This is a genomic window from Streptomyces plumbidurans (assembly GCF_019857225.1).
GTDB classification, from domain to species: Bacteria; Actinomycetota; Actinomycetes; order Streptomycetales; family Streptomycetaceae; genus Streptomyces; species Streptomyces plumbidurans.
Genome location: NZ_JAFJSY010000065.1, coordinates 1 through 25,100, shown reverse-complemented (window position 1 = coordinate 25,100; position 25,100 = coordinate 1). Strand labels below are relative to the sequence as shown.

At 72.3% G+C, this 25,100-nt stretch carries 16 protein-coding genes, 1 tRNA gene and 1 riboswitch; of the genes, 8 read left to right on the top strand and 9 right to left on the bottom strand.

What is annotated here, in order from left to right:
* Nucleotides 1-84: 84 nt before the first annotated feature.
* Both JYK17_RS30900 and JYK17_RS30895 read right to left on the bottom strand, forming a co-directional pair.
* Nucleotides 85-717 carry a GTP cyclohydrolase II gene (locus tag JYK17_RS30900; protein ID WP_108015722.1) on the bottom strand — a complete coding sequence of 211 codons (633 nt, stop codon included), beginning with the start codon at nt 715-717 and terminating at the stop codon, nt 85-87.
* Between the two features lie 147 nt (nt 718-864).
* The gene (locus JYK17_RS30895) at nt 865-1,380 is read right to left on the bottom strand and encodes a MarR family winged helix-turn-helix transcriptional regulator (RefSeq protein ID WP_222811648.1); all 516 of its coding nucleotides are present in this window, start codon (nt 1,378-1,380) and stop codon (nt 865-867) included.
* 138 nt (nt 1,381-1,518) lie between these two features.
* Here JYK17_RS30895 and JYK17_RS30890 point away from each other — a divergent pair, with 138 nt between their 5' ends.
* The 3 genes from JYK17_RS30890 (at nt 1,519) to JYK17_RS30880 (ending at nt 4,289) form a co-directional block, all read left to right on the top strand.
* On the top strand, nt 1,519-2,652 hold the full coding sequence (locus tag JYK17_RS30890; protein ID WP_222811647.1) for a dihydrofolate reductase family protein: 1,134 nt from the start codon (nt 1,519-1,521) through the stop codon (nt 2,650-2,652).
* A 49-nt stretch (nt 2,653-2,701) separates the two neighbouring features.
* Nucleotides 2,702-2,775 (top strand) — tRNA-Met (locus JYK17_RS30885).
* A 319-nt stretch (nt 2,776-3,094) separates the two neighbouring features.
* Nucleotides 3,095-3,252, top strand: a riboswitch (cyclic di-AMP (ydaO/yuaA leader).
* A gap of 11 nt (nt 3,253-3,263) precedes the next feature.
* A complete protein-coding gene (locus JYK17_RS30880; protein ID WP_128802313.1) occupies nt 3,264-4,289 on the top strand; it encodes a M23 family metallopeptidase in 1,026 nt (341 codons plus the stop codon).
* A gap of 90 nt (nt 4,290-4,379) precedes the next feature.
* Here the strand turns inward: JYK17_RS30880 and JYK17_RS30875 are convergent, their stop codons facing one another.
* From JYK17_RS30875 to JYK17_RS30860, 4 genes are all read right to left on the bottom strand, one after another.
* Nucleotides 4,380-5,699 (bottom strand): PrsW family intramembrane metalloprotease, encoded by a 1,320-nt coding sequence (locus JYK17_RS30875; protein WP_108015726.1) that lies wholly within the window; start codon nt 5,697-5,699, stop codon nt 4,380-4,382.
* Between the two features lie 69 nt (nt 5,700-5,768).
* The gene (gene trmB / locus JYK17_RS30870) at nt 5,769-6,641 is read right to left on the bottom strand and encodes a tRNA (guanosine(46)-N7)-methyltransferase TrmB (RefSeq protein ID WP_181362658.1); all 873 of its coding nucleotides are present in this window, start codon (nt 6,639-6,641) and stop codon (nt 5,769-5,771) included.
* Nucleotides 6,642-6,781: 140 nt separating this feature from the next.
* Nucleotides 6,782-8,002, bottom strand: a complete 1,221-nt coding sequence (gene lhgD, locus JYK17_RS30865; RefSeq protein ID WP_108015727.1) for an L-2-hydroxyglutarate dehydrogenase — start codon at nt 8,000-8,002, stop codon at nt 6,782-6,784.
* A gap of 72 nt (nt 8,003-8,074) precedes the next feature.
* Nucleotides 8,075-9,499: an NsdA family TPR-like regulatory protein gene (locus JYK17_RS30860; RefSeq protein ID WP_108015728.1), complete on the bottom strand. Its 1,425-nt coding sequence runs from the start codon at nt 9,497-9,499 to the stop codon at nt 8,075-8,077.
* Between the two features lie 682 nt (nt 9,500-10,181).
* Between JYK17_RS30860 and JYK17_RS30855 the strand changes: the two genes are divergently transcribed.
* Together JYK17_RS30855 and JYK17_RS30850 are read left to right on the top strand one after the other, a co-directional pair.
* Nucleotides 10,182-12,281 carry an asparagine synthase-related protein gene (locus tag JYK17_RS30855; protein ID WP_108015729.1) on the top strand — a complete coding sequence of 700 codons (2,100 nt, stop codon included), beginning with the start codon at nt 10,182-10,184 and terminating at the stop codon, nt 12,279-12,281.
* A 159-nt stretch (nt 12,282-12,440) separates the two neighbouring features.
* On the top strand, nt 12,441-15,860 hold the full coding sequence (locus JYK17_RS30850) for an AfsR/SARP family transcriptional regulator (RefSeq protein ID WP_222811646.1): 3,420 nt from the start codon (nt 12,441-12,443) through the stop codon (nt 15,858-15,860).
* 69 nt (nt 15,861-15,929) lie between these two features.
* On the opposite strand, the gene JYK17_RS30845 is transcribed toward JYK17_RS30850, so the two are convergent.
* Both JYK17_RS30845 and JYK17_RS30840 read right to left on the bottom strand, forming a co-directional pair.
* Nucleotides 15,930-17,909: a sigma-70 family RNA polymerase sigma factor gene (locus JYK17_RS30845; protein WP_128802311.1), complete on the bottom strand. Its 1,980-nt coding sequence runs from the start codon at nt 17,907-17,909 to the stop codon at nt 15,930-15,932.
* Nucleotides 17,910-18,423: 514 nt separating this feature from the next.
* Nucleotides 18,424-19,200, bottom strand: a complete 777-nt coding sequence (locus tag JYK17_RS30840; protein ID WP_222811645.1) for a TetR/AcrR family transcriptional regulator — start codon at nt 19,198-19,200, stop codon at nt 18,424-18,426.
* A gap of 383 nt (nt 19,201-19,583) precedes the next feature.
* Between JYK17_RS30840 and JYK17_RS30835 the strand changes: the two genes are divergently transcribed.
* On the top strand, nt 19,584-20,963 hold the full coding sequence (locus JYK17_RS30835) for an NAD(P)/FAD-dependent oxidoreductase (RefSeq protein WP_222811644.1): 1,380 nt from the start codon (nt 19,584-19,586) through the stop codon (nt 20,961-20,963).
* Nucleotides 20,964-21,186: 223 nt separating this feature from the next.
* Entirely contained in the window at nt 21,187-22,839 is a 1,653-nt protein-coding gene (locus JYK17_RS30830) for an ATP-binding SpoIIE family protein phosphatase (RefSeq protein ID WP_108015734.1), read from the top strand.
* 19 nt (nt 22,840-22,858) lie between these two features.
* Here the strand turns inward: JYK17_RS30830 and JYK17_RS30825 are convergent, their stop codons facing one another.
* The gene (locus tag JYK17_RS30825; RefSeq protein ID WP_308011720.1) at nt 22,859-24,142 is read right to left on the bottom strand and encodes an MFS transporter; all 1,284 of its coding nucleotides are present in this window, start codon (nt 24,140-24,142) and stop codon (nt 22,859-22,861) included.
* Nucleotides 24,143-24,252: 110 nt separating this feature from the next.
* Here JYK17_RS30825 and JYK17_RS30820 point away from each other — a divergent pair, with 110 nt between their 5' ends.
* The gene (locus tag JYK17_RS30820; RefSeq protein ID WP_222811643.1) at nt 24,253-24,801 is read left to right on the top strand and encodes a MarR family winged helix-turn-helix transcriptional regulator; all 549 of its coding nucleotides are present in this window, start codon (nt 24,253-24,255) and stop codon (nt 24,799-24,801) included.
* Nucleotides 24,802-25,100: the final 299 nt, after the last annotated feature.

Sequence of the window (25,100 nt, the reverse complement as noted above, 5' to 3'; positions counted from 1 at the left end):
AACGGGTCTGAACATCCTTTTACCGTCGGCGGATCGAGGGGGCCCTGGGAGGTCCTTGAGCGGTGCCGGCCGGGCGGTGTCCGGTCAGCCCGCGTGCAGTTCCGCCAGGGGCAGCGTGTGCTGGGTCTGCAGGACCTTCGCGCGCAGGTAGCGGACGTTGTGGGCGGTGGTGAACACGCCCGTGGGGACGCGGTCGTGGACGGTGATGCCCAGGTCGCGGAGTTGCTCGGCCTTGTCGGGGTTGTTGGACAGCAGGTCGAGGGTGTCGATGCCGAGGGCCCGCAGCATCTGCGCGGCCGCGGTGTAGTCGCGGTCGTCCTCGGGCAGGCCGAGGGCGGCGTTGGCCTCGTAGGTGTCGAGGCCCTGGTCCTGGAGGGCGTAGGCGTCGAGCTTGTTGTAGAGGCCGATGCCGCGGCCCTCCTGGCGGAGGTAGAGCAGCACGCCGCCGCGGTTCGCGATCCGTTCGACCGCCTCGCGCAGCTGCGGTCCGCAGTCGCAGCGGGCGGAGCCGAACACGTCTCCGGTCAGGCACTCGGAATGCAGGCGGACCAGAGGCGTTGTACCGGGGGCGGGTTCGCCGAGGACGACGGCCACGTGTTCCTGGCCGTCGGTCAGGCCGTGGAAGGTGACGAGTTCGGCGTCGACGCTGTAGCCGTCCTGGAAGTGCAGCGGTACTCGGACGCGGGCGCGCTCCGTGGCGGCGGGCTGGTCGGGCATACGGGGTCTCCCGGGTCCGGTTCGGCACCTGCTTCAGATTTGAAGCAGATCTACGGGGCAGGACCCTACTCGTGCTTTAAATTTGAAGCAACCAGTTTATGGAGTACGTCACACAGTCTTTCGGGGGCTGTGCGTGGACCGGACTGCTCACGAGCAGGGCGGTGCCGACCGGCGGCGCCACGGCACCTCGTCGGGCGTGGGCCGGCTGCCCCCCTCGTCGAGCGCCCCCGCGATCTGCGCGCAGATCTCCTCCAGCTGCCTGACCTGCTCCTCGCTGAGGTGGTCGAAGAGCGAGGCGCGCACCGTCTCGACATGGCCGGGTGCCGTGCGCTCCAGCACCGCCATACCCTCGTCGGTGAGCGCGGCGATGCTCCCCCGCCCGTCCCACTTGCAGTTCTCGCGCCGCACCAGCCCGTCCTTCTCCAGCCGGGAGACGGCGTACGTCAGCCGGCTCCGGGTGATCTTCGTCTTCTCGGCGAGATCGGTCATCCGCAGCTGCCGGTCGGGCACCTCGGAGAGATTGGCCAGGATGGAGTAGTACAGATGAGGCATGCCGGCGTCCTGCTGGAGCTGCCGGTCGATCGCGTCCTCCAGGAGGTGCGTCGCGGCGATGTACGCGCGCCAGGCGCGCTGCTCCTCGGAGGTGAGCCAGCGAGTCGTCATACGGCCAGTGTAGGTTTGTTTCAAACTTGAACCAAGCCTGCCCGCACGCCCCCGCCCGCATGCCCCGCCCGCCCGCGTACGCAAACCCGCCCGCCTGCGCCAACCCGCCCCACCCCTCGCCGAGAGTGAGCGCGTCCGATGCCGTACCCCTACGTCCTGCTGTCCGCCGCCGTCTCCCTGGACGGCTGCCTCGACGACACCGGCCCCGAACGTCTCCTCCTCTCCAGCCCCGCCGACTTCGACCGGGTGGACGAGGTGCGCGCGTCCGTGGACGCCATCCTGATCGGCGCCGGCACCATCCGCGCCGACAACCCGCGGCTGCTGGTCAACTCGCCCGAGCGCCGGGCCGCCCGGATTGCGCAGGGCAGGCCGGAGTACCCGCTCAAGGTCACCGTCAGCGGCTCCGGCGACCTGGATCCGGACGCCAACTTCTGGCACACGGGAGGCGACAAGCTCCTCGCCACCACCGACAAGGGCGCCGAGCGGGCCCGCGCCCTCGGCCTCGCCGCCGACATCGTCCCGCTCGGGACCGACCTCGACTGGCGAGGGCTCCTGGAGCATCTGCACGACGTGCGCGGCGTACGGCGCCTGATGGTGGAGGGCGGCGGCACCGTCCACACCCAGCTGCTGCAGCAGGGCCTCGCCGACGAACTCCAGCTCGTCCTCGCCCCGCTCTTCGTCGGCGACCCGGACGCGCCCCGCCTCTTCGGCCCCGGCGCATACCAGGACGGCCGGCTGCGCCTGGTGGAGACCCGGCGGATCGAGGACGTCGTCCTCATGCGCTACGAGCCCACCGCCCCCGGCACCGGCCCGCTGGCCACCGCGGCCGACCACCACTGGCTGGCCCTGGCCTGCGAGCTGGCGGCCCTGTGCCCGCCCTCGCGGACGGCCTTCAGCGTGGGCGCGGTGATCGTCGCCGCCGACGGTACGGAGCTGGCCCGCGGCCACTCGCGCGAGGGGGACGACAACGTCGTACACGCCGAGGAGGCGGCCCTGGCCAAGCTCGACCCGGCCGATCCGCAGCTGCGGTCGGCCACCGTCTACAGCAGTCTGGAGCCCTGTGTCCGCCGTGCGTCGCGGCCGAAGCCGTGTGCGCGGCTGATCCTCGACGCGGGCGTCGGGCGGGTCGTCACCGCCTGGCGGGAGCCGGACACCTTCGTGGCGGACGCGGACGGCAGCGGTCTGCTGGCCGCGCAGGGCGTCGACGTGATCGTGCTGCCGGAGCACGAGGAGCAGGCCAAGGCGCCCAACCGCCACCTGACGGCGTCGTAGACCGTGGCACGAGGTGTCCCGCGGATGGCGTATGCTTGAGACACAACGACGCGGGGTGGAGCAGCTCGGTAGCTCGCTGGGCTCATAACCCAGAGGTCGCAGGTTCAAATCCTGTCCCCGCTACTGAAGGCTCAGGGCCGGAATCCGGAAACGGGTTCCGGCCCTGAGTGTTTTCCGCCTTCCGCGTTGCGTCACCGATGTCTTGCCATCGTTGTCACATGCGGTGACCGGCCGAGCGCTTTCCGCATAACAACTGACACACCGTCAGAACGGGTGTGGATGGCGAGGTGAGGCCAACTCGCCCGTTTTTCGCCTCTCTTGGCCCGTACGTCCAGGCCAAAAAGCGTTAATGATCAAGCAGAACAGCTTGGAATCGGCACCCCGTGTCTATTAACGTTCGATAACGCAGCGCGGTCGTCCCAGCCGTCACAAGAGGCGGCTCCGTGCGCACGCGCCGAATCCCGCAAGGGAACCGGGGAACCACCACCCAGGGGTGAATCGCGTGAATACCGCCGTGGAGACACGGCTCGTATACGCGCGTAGGAGACCTTCCTGCTCCGAACCCGTCAGCTAACCCGGTAGGCGAGAAGGAAGGAAAGGAGCGCGCCCACGTGGCGTCCAACCCGCCTGCCCCGGCAGCCCCGTTCGTGCCGAGCACCGAGCCCTTCGGCTTCGCAGGACCCCGCCCCGACGAGGGTCCCTTCGAAGAGTGGAACCCCACCGAGGACTCCGTCGCCCCGGTACGCGGCCGGCATCGTGTCGCCAAGCAGCGCGGCGGTGGACTCGCCCGCAGCTCCACTGTCCTCGGCGTCGGCGTCATAGCCGCCGTCGGCGCGGGCGGAATGGCCAGCGCCAACACCGGCAAGCCGCCGGTGTCGATCTCCATGCCCGACATCGGCTCCGTGAGCCACGTCTTCGGCGGCTCGTCCCAGGCCCCCAAGGGTTCCGCCACCGCGCTCAGCAGCGTCGGCGTGACCACCCAGGACACCCGGCAGGGCGCCAGGGACGCGGGCGAGGCGCTGCGCGACCGCATCATGGCGCAGGCCGAGAGCCAGCAGGTCCAGATCGACAGCAAGGCCCAGTCCGTCACCGAGGCGGCCCTCGCCAAGCAGGTCGACGAGGCCGCCGCGAAGGCCGAGAAGGACGCCGCGGCCAAGGCCCAGGCCGCCAAGGACAAGGCAGAGGCGGCGGCCAAGAAGAAGGCCGAGGCCGCGCGCCTGGCCGAACTGGCCAAGCAGTACAAGCTGCCGGTCGCCTCGTACACGATCACCGGCACCTTCGGGCAGCCCGGCTCCATGTGGTCCTCCGGCTACCACACGGGCCTCGACTTCGCCGCCCCCACCGGCACGCTCATCAAGGCCGTCCACGGCGGCACCGTCAAGGAGGCGGGCTGGGCCGGAGCATACGGCTACCGCACGATCATCACCCTCGACGACGGCACGGAGCTCTGGTACTGCCACCAGTCGTCGATCAGCGTGAGCGTGGGCCAGAAGGTCGGCACGGGCGATGTGATCGGGCGGGTCGGCGCCACCGGCAACGTGACCGGACCGCACCTGCACCTGGAGGTCCACCCGGGCGGCCAGGCCGAGGCCATCGACCCGATGACCTGGCTGCGCGGCAAGGGCCTCAACCCCTGACACCACAGCCCCCCGACGCCACAGCCCCCTGACACCGGGGCCCCTGAAATCAGGGCCGATGACCCTGCATCTCGCTGATCCCGCGGCGCCCTACGTCTGGTACGGGTTGTACGCGGGATCCGGCATGGCCGGGTATCCGTACGCCCCGTACACCGGCCACGGCGGCGCGAGCACCGGCACCGGGGGCGCCGTCGACCGCGCCGCGTAGTCCAGCGCCGGTCGGGCCACCTCGCGCCGGTGCCACAGCTCGCTGAGCAACTCCCTCTCCCGTACGACGAAGTCGGCGCCGGCCCGGCCGCGGCGGCCCCGGTGCCGCAGGAACGCCAGGGAGGTCGCGTACGCCTCGTACTGCGCGACCTCGCGGGCCGCGGACTTGCCCCCGTAGTGGGCGGCGTAGTCGCGGGCCATCCGGCGTGCCCGCATCGAGCCGAGGGCGTAGGGCTCGGCGGGGGTGAGCCAGCCGGCGACGGCGTAGGCGGGCAGTTCCTCGCGCACGGTGCGCAGTTCGCGCTGGCGTGTCCAGATCACCAGCCAGGTCAGCAGGCCGAACACGGGGACCATGAAGGCGGCGTAGACGGCGAAGAAGCCGTACTCGCCGAACGTGGACGAGGCGTTCCACATCGCGTGCATGCCCATCGCGAGCAGCAGTCCGGAGAGCGGGACGAGAGCGCGCCGCAGATGCTGGCGCTCGGCCGAGAGCGCGGCCACGCCGAAGCCGATGCCGGTCAGCACGGTGAAGAGCGGGTGCGCGAACGGGGACATGACGATGCGTACGAAGAAGGTCGCTGCCGTGACGGAGGCGATGCCGCGCTCGCCGGTGAGCTGGTCGGTGCCGAAGGCGGTGCCCAGATAGAGGATGTTCTCGGTGAACGCGAAGCCGGTGGCGGTGACGCCGGCTATGACGACCCCGTCGACGATCCCGGTGAAGTCCCGTCTGCGGAACAGGAAGACGAGCAGGACGGCGGCCGCTTTCGCGGACTCCTCCACGATGGGCGCTATGACGGTCGCGCCGAGGGTGTCGGCGCTGGAGGGGTCCGCGGTCGCCGTCGCTATCCACTTGGTGGCGAAGCTGTTGGCGACGATCGCTATCAGCGCGGCCGCGCAGGCCCCCCAGGCGAAGGCGAACAGCAGGTTCCGCCAGGGGCCCGGGGCCACCCGGTCCAGCCAGCGGAAGGCGGTGATGAGCAGGGGCACGGGCAGGACCGCGAGCCCGAGCCCGACCAGGAACCCCTCGGTGCCGGTCTGCTCGCGCACCAGGGCCAGGATGACGAGGCCGGAGAGCGCGAGCAGCGTGCTGAGCGCGCCGTAGAGCACCCACTTGCGCTGCCACCAGTGCGCATGCCTGAGCGCGCCGCCGACCGGCCCACCGGGCTGCGGCGGATACGTCGGGTACGGGGGATGCGTGGCCACGGCATTGACCCTAACGAGGGAGGGCGCCGCCCGCGACGGAAGCGGGGGTCGCCCGCGGGCCGAGGGGCTTCAGGCGCCGGTGAGGGGCTGGTTGTGGTGCTGTACGCGACGGAAGAGCAGGTCGTTCACGACATGACCCTTCTCCAGACCCTGGGCCTCGAAACGGGTCAGTGGCCGGAAGTCGGGACGTGGCGCGAAACCGCCGCCCGGCTGGGTGTTCTCGAACTCCGGGTGCGCGTTCAGCACGTCGAGCATCTGTTCGGCGTACGGTTCCCAGTCGGTCGCGCAGTGCACGATGCCGCCGGGCCTGATGCGGGTGGCGGCCAGGTCGAGGAACTCGGGCTGGATCAGCCGCCGCTTGTGGTGCCGCTTCTTGGGCCAGGGGTCGGGGAAGAACACGCGCAGTCCGTCCAGCGCGTCGGGCCGGAGCATCTCGTGCAGCAGGATGATGGCGTCGCCGTTGGCCACGCGGACGTTGGTCAGCCCCTCCTGCTCGGCGAGGTTGAGCAGGTTTCCCTGCCCCGGGGTGTGCACGTCCACGGCCAGGATGTTCGTCCCCGGGTCGGCGGCGGCCATCTGCACGGTCGCCTCGCCCATGCCGAAGCCGATCTCGAGCACGACCGGGTTGGTGTTGCCGAACAGGTCCGCGAGGTCGAGCGTCTCGTGACCGTCGATGTCCAGCCCCCAACGGGACCACAGCCGCTGCAGCGCGTCCGCCTGGCCCGCGGTCACCCGGCTGCGGCGCGGCTGGAAGCTGCGGATCCGCCGCTCGAAGTGCGCCCCCGCCGGATCGGCCTTCGGCCCGTCGGGAAACCGCGGCTCCCCCTTCGCCCGGGTGTGCCTGACGGACACACCGGGCACGTGCGAGGGGTGACGGCCCGGCTGACCGTGGGCGTGGTCGGCGGGCTGGGGGACTTCGGAGGCATTGAGCGAGTCAGACACAGTGGGGTCGATTTTACGGGCGCGGCGGGCGGCGGCGGCAGCGGTGCCTTGTGCCGCCGGCACGGTACGCGCGTGCCCTGTGCCGCCGGACATGCGCGCCCGTGCCGAAAGGGCGCTTCACGCACCGACCCAGCCACCGCTCACACGGCCCCCAGCATCCCCAGTGCCCTCTTCGCCACCTCCCGTCCGATCGGCAGTGAGGCGGTCGCCGCGGGTGAGGGGGCGTTCAGGACGTGCACGGCGCGCGGGCCCTCCTTGATCAGGAAGTCGTCGACGAGGGAACCGTCCCGCAGCACGGCCTGCGCCCGCACCCCGGCGGCCGTGGGCACCAGGTCGTCCTGCGTCACCGCCGGCAGCAGTCGGCGCACCGCCGTCGTGAAGGCGGCCTTGGACACCGAGCGCCGCAGCTCTCCCGCGCCGTAGCGCCAGTGCCGCCGGGCCATCCGCCAGGAGCCGGGCCACGCCAGCGTCCCGGCGACCTCCCGCGGCCGTACGACTGCCCAGCCGTAGCCCTCGCGGGCCAGCGCCGGCACCGCGTTGGGGCCGATGTGCACGCCGCCGTCGAACCCGCGCGTGAGATGCACCCCGAGGAACGGGAACGCCGGATCCGGCACCGGGTACACCAGCCCCCGCACCAGGTCGGGCCGCGCCAGCTCGTAGTACTCGCCGCGGAACGGCACGATCCGCATCTCGGGGTCGTCGCCCGTCAGACGGGCCACCTCGTCGCAGTGCAGCCCGGCGCAGTTCACCAGCACGCGCGCCCGTACGATCTCCCCGGCGCGCGTCCGCACGGCGACCCCGAGGTCGGGCCGGCGGTCGATGCGCTCGACGCGCGCGCCGTAGCGGATGTCGGCGCCCGAGGCGTGGGCCAGCTGTCTCGCCACGCCCACGAAGTCGCACACGCCTGTCGTGCCGACGTGTATCGCCGCAAGTCCCCGCACCTGCGGCTCGTACTCCTCGATCTGGGAAAGGCCGAGCTCGCGCACCGGTATGCCGTTCTCCCGGCCGCGCTGGACCAGGGCGTGCAGCCGGGGCAGCTCCTCGCGCTCCGTGGCGACGATGAGCTTGCCGGTGACGGCGTGCGCGATGCCGTACTCGGCGCAGAACTTCACCATCTCGGCGGCGCCCCGCACCGCGAACCGTGCCTTGAGGGAGCCGGGGCGGTAGTAGATCCCGCTGTGGATCACGCCGCTGTTGCGTCCCGTCTGGTGCCGGGCCGGGCCCGGCTCCTTCTCCAGCACCGTGACCCGTGTGCCCGGCGCGGCGCGCGTGATCGCATACGCCGTCGACAGCCCGACGATCCCGCCCCCGATCACCAGCACGTCGCAGTCGTACGCGATCTCCGGCCGCACCTGCACCACCTCCCGCTACCGATAGTGCACTGCGCCACTGACAGTCACTTCAAACGCGGGGAAACGGAGGCTGCTCCTCCGTCACGCCGGTGCCATCAGCAGCGGGCGGGCCCGCTCCCGCAGCTCCACGACCCGGGGCTCGTCGCCGTACGGCTCGAGGCGGTGCAGAAGGTCCTTCACGTACTCGGTGGTGCGCGCCGAGGAGATGCGCCCGGCGACCTCCACGGCCCGCACGCCCTGCTCGCAGGCGGCGTCGAGGTTGCCGGACTCGAGTTCCGCGACGGCCGAGACGACCAGCCTCAGCCCGTGCGAGCGCACGAACTCCTCAGTCGGCCTGGACAGGGCCTGCTCGGTGAAGCGCCGCACCTGGCGCGGCGCCTTCAGGTCGCGGTAGCACTCGGCCGCGTCGGCGGCGAAGCGGTCGTAGGAGTAGAAGCCGAGCCAGGAGGGGTCGTTGTCGCCCTCCCGGGAGCGCTCCAGCCAGCCCTCCGCCGCCTTCAGGGCGGCGCCGGCCGCCTGTGCGTCGCTGGCGCGCGCGTGGGCGCGTGCCTCGACGAGGCGGAAGAAGCTCATGGTGCGGGCGGTCGCAAGGCCCCGGTTGCGCTCCAGGGCGGCCTGCGCGAGGTCGACGCCCTCGTCGCCGAAGCCGCGGTAGGTCGCCTGCAGCGACATGGACGCCAGCACGTAGCCCCCGAGGGGCACGTCGGCCGCCGCGCGCGCGAGGCGCAGCGCCTGGATGTAGTACCGCTGCGCGGCCTCCTGCTGACCGGTGTCGAAGGCCATCCAGCCGGCCAGCCGGGTCAGTTCGGCGCTCGCCCCGAACAGGGCGCGTCCGACCTCGTCGGAGTAGGAGCCCAGCAGCAGCGGTGCCGCCTCGACCCGTAAGCACTCGGGCACCATCGACGAACGCCAGTCGCCGCCTCCGTACTTGGAGTCCCAGCGCCTGGCGTCCTCAGCGGCCTCCCGCAGCTTCTGCACGTCGCTGTGGCCGACTTTGAGCGGTGAGCTCGAGCCCTCGGCGTGGTTCGCCTCGCGCGCCACCGAGCTGTCGGCCGGGGTTATCAGCCATCGTGAGGCGGGCGTCGCGTACGCGCTTACTGCGAACGATCCGGCCAGTGACTGCCAGATGCCGCCGGAGCCGGCGCGGCGGCCGGCGAGGTCGAGGCGGTACAGCTCCGTCGCCGACCGGACTGCCTGTCCCACGTCCCTGGGGAAGGCGAGGCCGACTTCGGGTGCGGGATCCGCGTCCGCCAGGCCGATCTCGTGGAGCGGCACCGGGCGGCCGAGTTTCTGCCCTATCGCGGCGGCGATGAGGTGCGGCGCGGCGCCCTGGGGCACCATGCCTTTCGACACCCAGCGCGCCACCGACGTCTTGTCGTAGCGAAGTGTCAACCCGCGTTGAGCGCCAAGATCGTTGACGCGTCGCGCGAGTCCTGCGTTGCTGATTCCCGCGAGGGCGAGAACGGCGCCGAGTTTTTCGTTCGGCCCGCGTTGCTCCCTGGACATGCGCCACCCCTCGACACAGACGGCTGCCGCGCTGGCATAACCACGCGGCATTCGTAAACCCAGCGTAGTTCGCCGCATCCCAAGCGTTAAGGGGCATACTTCCGGATGGCGGGATTGTATTCCGTACGGAAGTACGGGCCCGATACGCGCAGTTGCAGCGTGCTCCTGGTGTGTGGCCGTGCGCCCGTCCGTGCGCTCTTCTCCGGCCACCCCGGGAGCGCTTCCATGGATGGTGCGTGGGTCGGCCCGCTGTACTGGATCCAGTGGGCTGGGGGACACCGCCGCCACAATCCCCGCGGGCGGCGGACGGGCCCGGGGGGCGAACTCCGTCTCCCGGGCTGCGCGCGCACGATGCGCTGCGCAGAGCCTGTACGGAGCGTGGTCACGCCTGTCCTTCCATCCGGGATTTGGCTGAAAATCGACCCCGTGTTCTGCGCGCAAATACCGCTTCTACCTTTGCACTTGAGGGCGCGTACGGCGTTTTCGGGGAGCGTTTCGGGGGCGCATTCGCGTCGCAGAGTCCTTGTTCAGTACGGGCGTTCGTCTCCCCGCACGGGTGAGCGCCACGGCGCATTCGAGGAATCGCAAGCAGGCCCACAGCCCCTCCGGCGTGCGCCCTTCATGGCAGCATGGGGAACCAGTTCGTACGGTGCACTGGTGTCCACAGCCTGTGGAGGCGTCGATGCGGTGGTTGGTGGGGTGGAGCAGCACCGCAGTGGGGGCTTCCGCGTTGGGATCGGCGGGGGCCACCGGACACGACGGCGAGACAGTGCACCCGGTGGGCTCCCAACTCCTGTGGGGCGACCCCGATCCGCTCTGGGCGGTCGGCGACTGGCGCCCCGACGAGGTGCGCGTCGTCAGGGCCGACGCCCAGACCCGGATCGCCGTCCTGGGCACCTGCGCGGCCTCCGACGAACAGCTGCGGGTCGGGCTGTTCGCCGCGCGCGGAGGGGCACTTCGGCATCTGACGGCGTGGCCCGGCAGCTACACCGCCATCGTCCAGGTCGGCCGCAGGGTCACCGTCTGCGGCGACCTCGCGGGCGCACGCCCCGTCTTCTACACCCCCTGGGCCGGCGGCACCGCCTACGCGACCGCCGCCCTGCCCCTCGCCGACCTCATCGAGGCCAACCTCGACTTCGGTCACCTCGCCGCGCTCCTGGCCGCCCCCGATGTGCCGGCCGCGCTGCACGACTCCACGCCGTACGACGGCGTGCGGCGCGTCCCGCCCGGGCACGCACTGATCCTGCGCGCCGGAGCACGCGAGATCGCCGGCTACGAGCCCGTCGCCTCCCTCGCCGTGGCGGCGCCCACCGCCGATCCGGACAGCGCGGTCGACGCGGTGCGCGACGCCCTGGTGGAGGCGGTACGCGCGCGTCTGTCGGCGCCCCGGCACGTTCCCGGTACCGACATCGACCCGGGCCCCGTGCCCGGCATGGGTCCCGCGGAGCGGCGCGCCGCGCGCGGGATGCCGGTCGCGGGCATCGGCGCCGACCTCTCCGGCGGCCCCGCCTCGGGCACCCTCGCCCTGCTCGCCGCCGGTCTGCCCGGAATGCCGGGCACGGTCCTGGGCCACGGCACGGGCGCGGGGGAGCGCCTGCTGGCGGTCACCTTCAACGACCTGGCGGTCGGCGGCCGGGAGGCCGAAGTGCAGCGGGCGGGATCCCTGGCGGCCAACCCGCGCCTGCACCACGTGGTGGTGACCGGCGGCGAGGAGGCACTGCCGTACGCCGAGCTCGACGGCCCGCTGACGGACGAGCCGGGCCAGTGCCTGGTGACGGCCGCCCGGCACCGGGCACGGCTGGCGTCGGGCAGCGCGGACCACTTCACCGGCTACGGCGCCCGCCAGGTGCTGGACGCGCATCCAGCGCGGCTGGCAGACCTCCTCATGGACCGCAAACGCCGCCATCTCGTCCGCCCCGTGGCCGCACTCGCCAGGGCGGACGGTTCGGTGATGGTCCCCGCGCGCGTGTACGGCGCGGCCCGCCGGCTCTCCCGCACCCCGTACCGCGCGGGCCTGGAGGCGCTCGCCGACCGGCTGCTCCAGCGCCGCTTCGACGAGCCCAAGGGCGCCGTGGGGGCGTCCCTCGCCGCCCTCGCCTGGGCCAGACCCGGACCGGCCGCACGCTGGCTGACCGGCGAAGCCCTGGCTGAAGTATCGGTTCGCCTGCAGACGGCGACGGGCCGCTCCGGCGTGGGCCCCGGCCAGCATCCCGGCGACTACCGCGCGCGTGCGGCCCTCACCCGCCAGGCGGCGGAACTGCGCATCCTGGAGCAGGCGGCCGAGGTCCGCTCCCAGCGCCTGCACGCCCCCTTCCTCGACAACCAGGTGGTACGCGCGTGCCGGGCCCTCCCCGAGGCCCTGCGCGTCCAGCCCGGAGCGCGCGCCACCATCCTGCGCACGGTCCTGGAGGGCGCCGGAGTCAGCGACCTCCCGCCGGGCTGGGGCGCCACCTCCCACGCCTCGGCGGCGGTGGCGGCCCGCACCGGCCTGCGCGTGGCCGCCGACTCCCTGATGAGCCTGTTCGGCACCCCGCTGCTCGCGGAGGCGGGCCTGGTGGAGGCCCGCGTCGTCCGCAAGGCGGTCCGTGCCGCCGCAGCCGGCGAACCCCTCCCCCTGGACGGCCTCGCCGACCTGGTCTCCCTCGAACTGTGGCTACGGCGCCTCCTGGCCCGCCGCGGCACCTGCTGGACCGGCACCCCGGCCCGCCAACGGGCGGTACCGGCGGGAATCAACCCCCAGAGGGGGGCGCTGGCTTCCGGAGGGGGAGCGGGGGTCGTCTGAGCGGGCAGAGGGGTTGCCTGGGGAGCGGGGGTCGCCTGATCGGAGGACTGGGTCGCTCGGCCATTGACGCCCGGGTCGCTTCGAGGTGCGGCGGGGGCGGAAACGCCCGCCGCGGCAAAACCCCGTGCCACCCACAGGCGCCCCGGCGACAATGACCCGGTGCGGTACAAAATCCTGGGCGTCACCCAGGCCGAGGACGACCACGGCACCGCCGTACCCATTCCCGGCCCCCGCCTCCGCACCCTCCTGACCGCCCTGGCCCTGCGCCCCGGCCGCGTCACCACTCCCGACACCCTCATCGACGAGGTCTGGTCGGACACCCCGCCGCACGACGCCCCCGCCGCCCTCCAGGCCCTCATCGGCCGCCTGCGCCGCGCCCTGGGCAAGGACACGATCACCTCCGCCCCCGGCGGCTACCGCCTCGAAGCGGCCGAGGACGACGTGGACCTGTTCGTCTTCGAACGGCTGGTCCGGCAGGGCACGACGGAACTGGACCAGGGCGACCCGCACACCGCCGCGGCCACGCTGTCCGAGGCGCTCGCCCTGTACCGCGGCCCCGCCCTCGCCGACCTCCCCGATGCCGTCGCCGCCACCCGCCCGGCCGCCCTGCACCTGGAGGCGACCCGCGCCCGCATCGACGCGGACCTGCGCCTCGGCCGCGCCCAGGCCGTCGTAGCGCACCTGCAGGAACTCACCGAGGCGCACCCGTACGACGAACTGCTGCGCGCCCTCCTCATCCGCGCCCTGCGCGACACGGGCCGCACGGCCGACGCCCTCGCCGCGTACGAGACGGCCCGCCGCGCCCTTGCCGATGAGCTGGGCGCCGACCCGGGCCCCCAACTGCGCGCCCTGCACACGGAACTGCTCACCTCGCCGGACGCCACAGACGCCACAGACGCCACATACGCCACTCCCGAATCCCCCACCGCGCCTGCCGAATTCCCCACCACGCCTCCCGAGCCGCCGGCCCGAACCGGCAACCTCCGTCGCCGACTTACCTCTTTCGTGGGCCGGGAACCCGAGCTGGACGCCATCCGTTCCGAATTGCACAGGGCACGACTCGTCACGCTCACCGGCCCCGGCGGCTCCGGAAAGACCCGCCTCGCCGAGGAGGCCGCCGCCGGGCTTCCGCAGGCGTGGCTGGTCGAGCTGGCGCCGCTCGACCGGCCGGAAGCGGTGCCGGGCGCGGTGGTCAGTGCGCTCGGTCTGCGCGAGACCGTGCTGATGACCACCGAGCTGACGGCCCCGCAGGACGACCCGGTCGCCCTGCTCGTCGAGCACTGCGCCGCGCGCAGCGAGCTCCTGATCCTTGACAACTGCGAACATGTCATCGAAGCGGCGGCCACCCTCGCCGAGACGCTGCTCACCCGCTGCCCGGGACTCACGATCCTCGCCACCAGCCGTGAACCGCTGGGCGTCCCCGGCGAATCGGTGCGCCCGGTCGAACCGCTCGTCCCCGACCAGGCGCGCCGCCTCTTCGAGGAGCGCGCATCGGCCGTCCGTCCCGACGCGGCCGCAGTGCTCCGCGACGGGGAGGCGGTGGACGAGATCTGCCGCCGCCTGGACGGGCTGCCGCTCGCCATCGAGCTGGCCGCGGCCCGGCTGAGGCTGCTCACCCCCCGGCAGATCGCGGACCGGCTCGACGACCGCTTCCGGCTGCTCACCTCCGGCAGCCGTACGGTCCTGCCCCGCCAGCAGACCCTGCGCGCGGTCGTCGACTGGTCCTGGGACCTGCTCGACGAGCGCGAGCGCACGGTGCTGCGCGAGGTCTCCGTCTTCGCCGGCGGCTGGGACCTCACGGCGGCGGAGGCCGTGTGCACGGGTCCCGCGGCCGACCTCGTCGGTGCGCTCGTGGACAAGTCCCTGATCGTGGCCACCCCGGACGAGGACTGCGGCGGCGGTATGCGGTACCGCATGCTGGAGACCATCCACGAGTACGCCACGGAGCGCGCCGCCGAGGTCCCCGAACTGCGCGCCGAGGCCGAGCGCAGGCACCGCGCGTGGGTGCGCGCCCTGGTGGAGAAGGCCGAGCCGCTGCTGCGCTCCGCGGACCAACTCCCCTGGATCTCCCGCCTGGAGACCGAGCTGGACAACATCCGCGCCGCCCTCCACCGCGCCCTCGCCGACGGCGCCGAGGAGGAGGCCGACTCCCTCGCCCTGAACATGGGCTGGTTCTGCTGGCTGCGCAACTACCGCCAGGAGTGCATCGACTGGCTGGACCGCACCCTGCGCCTGGGCGCAGCGCTGGACGCCGTGGACGCCGTGGACGCCGTGGACGCCGTGGACGCCGTGGACGCCGTGGACGCCGTGGACGGCGTGGACGCGGTGGACGCCGCAAAGCCCGTAGCCCCCGTAGCCGCCGTCGACCCCACCGACCCCATGGAGTGCTTCCTGGCCGCCCCGCGCGGTGAGGTGGACCACCCGCAGCACACCCTCCGGATGAATCTGCGGATGCTGCACCTCTTCCTGAGGTCGGACACCGAGCGCATGGACGGGACTCTGGCGGACCGGCCGCGTGAGTACGTCACCCGGCTGCGGGACCACTTCGGGCGGGGCGGTCCGCAGGCGGCCCGGCTCCCGGGCATCGCCTGGCCGCTGGCCACGCTCGTCCTGGGCAGCCCGGCCGACGCCCGTGACGCCCTGGACGAGACCGTCGCCAACTGCCGCGAGTACGGCGATGAGTGGGCGATCGGCGTGGCCCTGATGTTCCGCACGCACATGGCCGTCGACTCGGCGGGCGGCATGAAGGGCATCGACGAGGACCTGGCCGAGCTCAGGGTGGTGAGCCGGCGCGTCGGCGACCGCTGGATGCGCGCCCAGGTGTGCAGCGCGGCCGGCGAGGCGGCGATGGCCCGAAGCCGCCTGGACGAGGCCAAGGGCGAGTACGAGGAGGCGCTGCGGCTCGCCTACGAGGTGGGCGCGTACGCCGAGACGCCGTTCCTGGTGGCCCGGCTGGCCGAGATCGCCTACCGCGCGGGCGACCGTGCGGCCGCCCTGCGCGGGCTCGACGACGCCGCCACGGCCGGCGAGCGCTACGGGGTGCCGGACACTCGGGCGTTCCTGCTGCTGATGCGCGCCCAGATGGCGCTGGACGTGAAGGACACCCTCCGCGCGCGGGAGATGGTCGACGCGGCCCGCGTGGAGACCGGACGCGGCACGCCGCCGCCCCAGTTCAGGGTGATGCTGAGCGCGATCGAGGCCAGGGTGACGGTCGCCGAGACCGGCCCGGTACGCGGCCTGCCGAAACTGGTGCGCACCATCCGCGAGGCGGTGGACCTCCGGTGCGCCGACGTCATCACAGCGGCTCTCGTGGACTACACGGCGATTCTGCTCTCCGATCTCGGCGAGCACCCGTGCGTGCTCCGCCTGCTCGCCGCCGCGGAGCAGCTGCGCGACGGCACACCGCGCCCCATGCCGGAGCGGGCCGAGGCCGAGCGCGTCGAGAACGCGGCCCGCGCCGCGCTGAGCACCGAGAAGTGCGCCGCCGAGGTCGCCCGGGGCGCCCTCTTCACCGTTGGGGACGTCCTCGCCGAACTCGACGAGGCCATGCGCAGGCACCCGGCCGGACAGCGCCCGTGAACCGGCCTACCAGCAGCCGCACCCGGCCTATGAGCAGCCGCACCCGGCCTGTGAGCAGCCGCACCCGGCCTATGAGCAGGTGAACTTCGACTCGGCCCAGTCCGCGACCGTCAGGCTGTCGAAGCTGCTGTCCGGGCGGACCGCCAGCCGTACGGTGTGGTGGCCGGCGAGGTTCACATGCACCGGGACCGCCGACTCTCCGCCGCGTACCGGCCCGGACCGCCACAGCGGGACGCCGTCGGCGTAGACGGAGAAGGAGACCTTGCCGAGCCCCAGGGTCATGTCGTCGACGCCGACCATGGCGTCGTAGGCGGTGCAGGTGCGGTTGAGGTCGATGGTCACGGAGGAGTCGCCGTGCACGGTGACGCCGTGCGCGTACTGCGTGCCGCCGATCGACATGCCGTACCGCTGCCAGACCCAGCTGCTCTCGCCGAGCCGCATCTCGGGCCTGGTGCCGTCGCCGCTGACGTCGTACGCCAGCTCGCTCCACTGGTAGACGGCGGGAGGGGGCGGGGGAGTCGGGGTCGGCGTGGGGGTGGGCTTCGGGTCGGGAGCGGGCGTCGGTGTGGGGGTGGGCTTCGGCTTGGGAGTCGGCGTGGGGGTCGGGGTCGGTGTGGGCTCGGGGGCCTTCGCCGGTACGACGGGTGGCTTCGGCTCGGGGCTCTTCTTCTCGGGCGTGGGCGTCGACGGGTTGGGGCGCACGGACGGTACGGAGACGGGCGGTTTGGCGTCCTCCTTCTTGGCGGGGGCGTGGCTGCCGGACAGCGCGAGGGCCAGTGCCACGCCCGCCGCGACGGCGACCGCGGTGGCGGCGAGGCCGACCTTCACGGGCGCGCCCAGCCCCTCGGAGGCCGCCGCGCCACCGGCGCCCGTACTCCCTGACGAGCCGCCGCTCGCCGCCGCGGCCGCTCCCGCCGCGCCCGCCGCACCGGCTCCGGTGCCACCGGCGATGAGCGCGGCGACCTTGGCGTACCCGGCGGCGCCGAACCAGCCGATGACCGCGACCGGCACGACCGCGGGGATACCGCCGGCGACTTCCTTGATCTGGCCCGCGGCCAGCCGGCACTTGGCGCACTCCTCCAGGTGCTTGCGCAGCCCCCGCTCGGCCCGTGTGCGCAGGCCGCCGCGGGCGTAGGCGCCGAGCCGGTCGGCATGGCGGGCGCACTCCTCGTCGCTCGCGAGCGAGGCGCTGACATGGGCCTGGAGGTAGGCCTGCTTGAGGCCCTCGCGGGCGCGGCTGGCGAGCACGCGCGTGCCGTTGGCGTCCAGCCCGAAGAGCGTGGCGACCTCGCTGGGCGACTCGTCCTCGACCTCGGTGTGCCACAGCACGGCCTGCCAGCGTTCCGGCAGCGATCTGAAGGCCTGCATGGCCATGGACTGCTCGGCCTCGTGCATCGCGCGCACATCGGCGCCGAGGTCGAGCGTGTCGTCGTCGGCGACCTCGGAGGAGCGTGCGGACTGCGCGGCGAACAGCGCGAAGTCGTCGACCAGTTGCTCGCGCCTGGCGGACTTGGTCCAGTTCGCGGCCACGCGCCGGATGCTGGTGAGCAGGTAGGCGCGTACGGCGTGTTCGGGGCCGTGCCCGCCGCGCACCGCCTGGAGCATGCGGGCGAAGACCTCGGCCGTGAGGTCGTCCGCGGTGTGGGCGTCACGGCAGCAGGTACGGGCGTACCGGCGCACGGCGTCCGCGTGGCGCCGGTACAGCTCCTCGTACGCGGTGTCGTCGCCCGAACGCATCCGCACGATCAGATCGGCGTCGGACGGCGGCATGTCCCTCGGCGGGGGCAGCACCCCGTCCTCGTGCCGGTCGCGCTGCGCCGGGACGACGCCCTCCGCGGAGTCGCCGGGGCCCACCGAGTCGACGGGCCCCACGGGTTCGAAGGGTCCGACGGATTCGATGGGCACGCCGCCTTGCGGGGGAATGACGGTCTCCGCGGGGTCACCGCCCCGCGGCGTGCCTGCTCGGCCGCCCTGACTCGGCACCTGCGGCGGGCCGTCGGCCTCCGCGTCACCGTCGCCCGGCGAACCGTCCCGCCCGTCAAAGCTCATCGCGGAAAGCCCCTGCCGCCGCTTGACCAACCAGTCCCGAACACCGAGTCAGAGTGCCATATTGGCTTTTGTTCAGGACCCCGCAGTGCGGACCATCCACTCGTCCGTGGGGACTTGTCGTGCCGTAGTACTAGCGTCCCCCGTTCGGGGAAGGCTCAATTGACGTTCTGCAGGCGGGAGTTGAGCGACGAACCGGAAATGTCCGGAAGGTGCTCGGCTACGCGGCATTCCAGGCTCCGGGCCGCCCCTGGGCGTTGGTCGCCCCGGGCGTCCCTGCCGGTCGTCGTCGACCCACGGGCGTTGGTCGTCCCCCAAGCGTCAATCGTCTCCCAGACGTCAGCCGCAGCCTGGGCGTCAGCCGCCCCCGGCACCAGGTCATCGCCGTCTCGCATCGGCTCACCCCGGGCGCCAGGTCGTCCCCGTGCCCGCATCAGCTCATCCCCGGCGCCAGGTCATCGCCGTCCCGCATCAGTTCACCCCCGGCGCCGAACCAGAGCCGGCCGAGCAGACCGCGTCACACCGGTCGTGAACGCAGCCCCTCCAGCAGGATGTCCAGCAGCCGTGCGGAGGCCGCCGCCTGCTGGGCCGCGTCGGGCAGCGAGGGTGCCGCCGTGGCGATGACCAGGAGTACGTCCGACACCGACACGTCGGCCCGCAGTTCGCCGGCCGCGCGCGCCCGCTCCACGAGCTGGCCCACGACCTCGAGCAGCGCCGCGGCGCCCGTGTCGTCGTCCGCCGGAAGCGGCGAGGCCCCCTCGGACACCAGCCGCAGCTCCCCGGAGCCCGGCTGGGTGCGCTGCTGCGGCACCCGGGCCTCGTCGAACACCAGGCCGTCGGACCGCTCGGCGCCGTCGTCGGTGACCGAGACCCTCAGCACCTGCGGCGGCAGCAGCCGCCCCGCGCCCGAGGCCACGGACGTCCGCAGGAAGCGCGAGAGCGCCGACCAGGGTTCGTCCTCCTGGCCGAGGGCCGCCCGGGCCTGGTCGGTCAGCCGCGAGGTCTCCTCCTCGGCTATCCGCCGCACCAGGACGTCCTTGCTCGGGAACCGCCGGTACACGGTGCCCACGCCCACGCGGGCCCGCCGCGCCACGTCCTCCATCGGCGCGCCGTACCCCAGCTCGCCGAACACCTCCCGCGCCGCGCGCAGGACGTGCTCCAGATTGCGCTGTGCGTCCACACGCAGCGGCGTCGTACGCGAGCTGTCCCCGCGTCCGTTGCTCGCCGCCGCGTTCACCATGCCGCCCGTTGTCAGCGCGGACGCGGACGACCAATGAGAGTCCTGAACATGCATAAGTGATCCCCCGGTAATGACGTCTCCCCCCGGAGACTCTCCCCGCCATCGGTAGCCGGAGCGCGGAAAACCGCCCCGGTTCACCGGTCCGCCCGTCGCGGGCCCGATGAGCACTGAGCGCATCCCCCTACACCCCGTCGACACACGAACATAGTTGAGCGGGGGTCAATTCAGAAGGGGCAGGTTCCGCACGGAGCGCCCCCCGATCGGAGCACGGGCCGCATACGTCCCGATTGCGCCCCTCAAGGTCACCGGGCGCACACCCGCTGACCTGCAGTCCTTCCGAGCACTCGGGCAATTCGGCCAACCCTGAGCGTCCTGGGCCTGCGGTCACACAAATTGTCGAGGCTGTGGACAAACTCAAGCGCTGGGTGCGTCATGGGATGGTGAAGGAACGTGCGCGCATTCTCGTTGTCGGCGGCGGCTACGTCGGGATGTACACGGCCCTGCGCCTGCAGCGAAAGCTGAAACAGGAACTGGCGCGGGGCGAGGCCGAGATCACGGTCGTCACCCCCGACCCGTACATGACCTATCAGCCGTTCCTTCCCGAAGCGGCCGCCGGTGCCATCTCCCCGCGCCACGTCGTCGTGCCGCTGCGCCGGGTCCTGGACGCGTGCCGGATCGTCGTCGGCGAGGTCCGGTCGATCGACCACGCCAAGCGCACCGCCACCCTCAGCACCCTCGCCACCGAGGAGGAGGGAGCGGGCACGGAACCACTGACGTACGACGAACTCGTCCTCGCGCCCGGCTCTATCTCGCGCACTCTGCCCATCCCCGGCCTCGCCGACCACGGCATCGGCTTCAAGTCGGTCGAGGAGGCCATCGGCCTGCGCAACCACGTCATCGAGCAGATGGACATCGCCTCCTCCACCCGCGACCCCGAGATCCGCGACGCGGCGCTCACCTTCGTCTTCGTCGGCGGCGGCTTCGCCGGGGTCGAGGCGCTCGGCGAACTCGAGGACATGGCCCGCTACGCCGCCCGCTACTACCACAACATCCAGCCCGAGGACATGAAGTGGATCCTCGTGGAGGCCTCGGACCGCATCCTGCCCGAGGTCGGCGAGGAGATGGGCCGGTACACGGTCACCGAGCTGCGCCGGCGCAACATCGACGTACGCCTGCACACCCGCCTGGACTCCTGCGTGGACCGGGTCGCCCAGCTCAGCGACGGCGCACGCTTCCCGACCCGTACGGTCGTCTGGACGGCCGGCGTGAAACCCCATCCGCTCGTCGCCGCGACCGACCTCCCGGTCAACGACCGGGGACGGCTGAAATGCACTCCCCAGCTGACCGTCGACGGCGCCACGCACGCGTGGGCGGCAGGAGACGCGGCCGCCGTCCCCGACGTCACCGCGGACGAACCCGGTGCGACGACGGCCCCCAACGCCCAGCACGCGGTCCGCCAGGCCAAGGTCCTCGGAGACAACATCGCGCACGCGCTGCGCGGCGAACCGCTGGAGACGTACGCCCACAAGTACGTCGGCTCGGTCGCCTCCCTGGGCCTGCACAAGGGCGTCGCCCACGTCTACGGGCGGAAGCTGAAGGGCTACCCTGCGTGGTTCATGCACCGCGTCTACCACCTCAGCAGGGTGCCCACCTACAACCGCAAGGCCCGCGTACTGGCCGAATGGACGCTGTCGGGCCTCTTCAAGCGGGAGATCGTCTCCCTCGGTTCACTCGAACATCCCCGTGCGGAGTTCGAACTCGCGGCCGGTGGAAAGCCTCCTACCGACCCTTTCGGCGACCCGAAGGGGTCGTCCTGACCGGACCCAGGAACTCCACGGGCCTCATCGGCGTCTCACGGATGTCGCCCCGGTAGGCCACACTGCCAGACTGATCCCCGCTCCCAGGGCGAGCAGCCGCTCGTCCCCGCACCCAAGAGGCTTCTGTCACCGTGCTGCATCCCGGGGGCGTCACCCCCCAGCCCTCCGGCCGGGTCCGGAGCCGGCCCAAGACGCCGAAGACGACGACACGAGGCAAGGATTCGTGAACTTCACGCGCTGGAGCGCCCGGCTCCCCGGAACGCAGCGCCGCACAGCGGGGCGGACCGACCACGCGGCCGTCCCCGACCGGCCGGCCGAGACCGCGAGCTCCGTCCCCGCGGCCCGCGCCGAACAGCTCACCGACGAGCACGCGCCCGTGCCCGCCGTCGACGAGCTGCCCGTCCGGGCGGTCCTCGACCGCGTCCCCGCCCTCGTCGCCCTGGTCCACGGCCCCGACCACCGCGTCGGCTACGTCAACGACGCCTACGTCGCGTCCTTCGGCGTACGCCCCCTGGGCGAGCCGGTCCGCGAAGCCCTCCCGGAACTCGACGAACTGGGCCTGCTGCCCCTCCTCGACCAGGTCCTGCGCAGCAGCCGGCCCCGCACCCTGAAGTCCCGCAGAGCCCCCGACGGCCGCTACTACACCTTCACCTGCACCCCGGTCACCGAAGGCGACGACACCGGTGTGCTGGTCTTCGCCACCGACGTCACCGACCACGCCGAAGCCGCCGAACGCCTGCGCGCCAGCGAGCGCCGCCAGCGCGAGACCGCGGTCACGCTCCAGCGCTCGCTGCTCCCGCAGGAGCTGGAGGAGCCGGACGACCTGCGCATCGCGGCCACCTACCAGCCCGGCGGCACCGAGGCGGCGGTCGGCGGCGACTGGTACGACGTCATCACCCTCGGCGGCGGCCGCACGGCCCTGGTCATCGGCGACGTGATGGGCAGAGGCGTACGCGCCGCTGCCGTCATGGGCCAGCTCCGCACAGCCGTCCGCGCCTACGCCCGCCTCGACCTCCCGCCGCACGAGGTCCTGCAGCTCCTCGACGGCCTCGCCGCCGAGATCGACGCCAACCAGATCGCCACCTGCGTCTACGCCATCCACGACCCGAACGAGGGCCGCCTGGTGTACGCCTCCGCGGGCCATCTGCCGATCCTGGTGCGCGACGAGAGCGGCACCGTCCTGCGCGCCGACGAGCCCACCGGGCCACCGCTCGGCACGGGCGGCTGGATGCACAGCTCGGGCACGGTCCCGCTGGGCCCCGGCGCCACCGCCGTCCTCTACACGGACGGCCTGGTGGAACGCAGGAACGAGGACCTGGACGAGGGCATCGCCGCCCTGGAGCGCGCCCTGTCCGGCGCGACGGGCACGCCCCAGGTCGTCTGCGACCGTCTGGTCCGTTCGGCGGGAGTCACCGCCGACCACGACGACGACGTGGCCGTCCTCGTCCTGCAGCACCCGGCCCGCACCGGCCCGGACAGCGACCTGTTCCGCAACGCCGCCCTGGAGTTGCTCGGCGGCGTAGAAGCGGCTCCACGCGCGCGTGCCTTCGCCTCCGGTGTCCTGACGAGCTGGCGGTTCCCGGCCGACCTGCACGACCTGGGCGTCCTCGCGGCCAGCGAACTGGTCGCCAACTCCCTCCAGCACGGCACCCCTCCGATGCGGCTGCGCCTGCGCCGCACCGACCGCCGCCTGATCATCGAGGTCACCGACGGCGACGACCACCTCCCCCGCCGGCGCCAGGCTGAGCCCGTCGACGAATCCGGCCGGGGCATCGCGATCGTCGCCACCATCGCCTCGAACTGGGGATCACGGCGAACGCCGGGTGGAGGGAAGTCGGTCTGGTGCGAGTTCGTCCTGCCGAAAACCACCGGCTGACCGGCGGTCGACCGGGGGGCTACGCCTCCGCGCCCACCGGCTCGGCAGCCCCACCACGAGCGACCACCCGGCTGCGCCCCAGCCACGGCTGATCCTGTACGGCGGTCAGCTGCCGCCCCAGCCGTACGGCGAGGACGGTGATCGCGAGCGAGAACAGCAGGAAGGTCACGATGTACGGCGCGTGCAGCGAGGCCCCCAGCGGCCCGCCGACCGCCGGTCCGACGGCCAGTGCCAGCTGCTTGACCAGGGCGAAGACGGAGTTGTACTGCCCGGCGAGCCCGCTCGGCGCGAGATCGGCGACCAGCGGGGCGACCGTGGGCGACAGCATCGCCTCACCGAGCCCGAAGAGCGCGTACGTCGACACGAACGCCGCCGTCGCCATCTCCCGGCTGCCGTGCCCGAGCCCGGCATACCCGGCCGCGACCCACGCCACGGCCCAGATCAACCCGACAGCGGCGATCACCCGGGACCGCCGGCGCCGCTCGACGAACTTCAGCACGGCGAACTGCGCGACGACGATCATCAGCGTGTTGGCGGCCAGCGCCGTACCCAGCGCGGACGTGGAGATCCCGGCGGCCTCGACGCCGTAGGCGCTCAGCCCCGACTCGAACTGGCCGTAGCAGGCGAAGAACAGCACGAAGCCCAGCACGCACAGCTGCACCATGGCCCGATTGCCGAGCAGCTGCTTCCAGTTCCCCTTCGCCGACCCGGTCGGCGCCCGGTCGATACGCGGGGAGCGCGGCATCCGCACCGTCGCCATCACGCCCACCAGCAGCAGGAACATCGCCGCCTCGATCGCGAACAGCAGAGTAAAGGAGTCTACGCGCGTAGTGTCGACGAGATGACCGCCGATGAGGCCACCGACACCCAGGCCGAGGTTCTGCAGGAAGAACTGCATGGCGAAGGCGCGCGAGCGCGTGTCGGTCGTGGAGCAGTCCACGATCATCGTCGCGAGCGCGGGCTGCATCACGGCCTGACCGGCGCCGAGCGCCGACGCCGCGAGGAGCACGGCCGTCGCACTGCCCGCCAGCCCCAGGCTCAGCGCCCCGACGGCGGCGGTGACAAGGGCGGCGAGCAGCACCGGCAGCGGACCGCGCCGGACGATGGCGCGCCCGGCGAAGGGCAGCACGACCAGTGCCGCCACGGCGAAGACGGCAAGGACGAGCCCCGCCGTCATGGCTCCGAGCCCCCGCACCTGCGCCACGTAGACGTACAGGTAGGGGACGGTGAAACCGAGCCCGAACGCGCTGAGTGCGTTGCCCACGTGGATCCGGCACATCGCTGCGCCCATCGCCCTGGTCACGTTCACCTCTCTCACTAGTTAGGAGTGAAGACTTCAAAGCTAAAGTTCGAAGCTAAAGAGTACACAGAGAAGGACTTCAAGGCAAAGGAGCTGCGTGCGATACTGCGCCCATGGCCGAGACCCCCGGCGTCACCGAGCCGACGCTCGAAGAGCAGATCGCCGCGTACCAGCGAGAGTTCCGCGACCTGGACCCCCAGGTCGAGCAGATCGTCTCGGCACTCTCCCGGCTCAACCGCCGTATGAACGTCGCCTACGGCCGTCAGACCTCAGCGCTCGGCATCAGCAGCGCCGAGTGGGAAGTACTGAAGGCCCTGGTCCTGTCCGGCGCCCCCTACCGCCTGGGCCCGAGCGACCTGGCCAAGCGCCTCGGCCTCACGCCGGCCGCCATGACCCACCGGATCGACCGCATGGTCACCGAGGGCCTGGTGACCCGGGAGCGCGACGAGTCCAACCGCGTGCGCGTCATCGTGGAGCTGACGGCGGAAGGACGCGAGAAGTGGCTCGAGGCGATGCGCATGGCCACGGTCTTCGAGGAGGACCTCCTCCAGGACCTGTCCGCAGCGGAGCGCACCGCCCTGGGCGACGTCCTCACCCGCCTCCTGCGTAGGGTGGAACACGCCCAGCCGGACGCGGGAGGACGCCTCACCGACCTGAACTGAGGCGGAGAAGAAAAGATCTTGACATGAGGTGCTTGACAAGCCTCTGAGGGATCCGTAAGGTTCTTCGGGTTGCCACGGGACCGTAACGGTTCTGCGACAGCACCTCCGCCGCATCGGCGGCAACCCAAACCATCAGCACGATCTCCCGAACGGGTCGATTTCGGCATGCCCGAATTCAATTCGCTTTGGGACTGGGCGGCCCGATTGGGAATCGCCGAGCGAATCCGCTAAGGTTTGAGACGCCGGAACGGCCCAACGGCCGGGAAGGCAACCCCCTCTGACTGGGAATCAGACGCCGA

Excerpts from the sequence above, each read along its gene's own strand:
- JYK17_RS30900 (WP_108015722.1), bottom strand. The coding sequence starts at position 717 with ATGCCCGACCAGCCCGCCGCCACGGAGCGCGCCCGCGTCCGAGTACCG.
- JYK17_RS30895 (WP_222811648.1), bottom strand. The coding sequence starts at position 1,380 with ATGACGACTCGCTGGCTCACCTCCGAGGAGCAGCGCGCCTGGCGCGCG.
- JYK17_RS30890 (WP_222811647.1), top strand. The coding sequence starts at position 1,519 with ATGCCGTACCCCTACGTCCTGCTGTCCGCCGCCGTCTCCCTGGACGGC.
- JYK17_RS30860 (WP_108015728.1), bottom strand. The coding sequence starts at position 9,499 with ATGTCCAGGGAGCAACGCGGGCCGAACGAAAAACTCGGCGCCGTTCTC.
- JYK17_RS30855 (WP_108015729.1), top strand. The coding sequence starts at position 10,182 with ATGCGGTGGTTGGTGGGGTGGAGCAGCACCGCAGTGGGGGCTTCCGCG.
- JYK17_RS30845 (WP_128802311.1), bottom strand. The coding sequence starts at position 17,909 with ATGAGCTTTGACGGGCGGGACGGTTCGCCGGGCGACGGTGACGCGGAG.
- JYK17_RS30840 (WP_222811645.1), bottom strand. The coding sequence starts at position 19,200 with ATGCATGTTCAGGACTCTCATTGGTCGTCCGCGTCCGCGCTGACAACG.
- JYK17_RS30835 (WP_222811644.1), top strand. The coding sequence starts at position 19,584 with ATGGTGAAGGAACGTGCGCGCATTCTCGTTGTCGGCGGCGGCTACGTC.
- JYK17_RS30820 (WP_222811643.1), top strand. The coding sequence starts at position 24,253 with ATGGCCGAGACCCCCGGCGTCACCGAGCCGACGCTCGAAGAGCAGATC.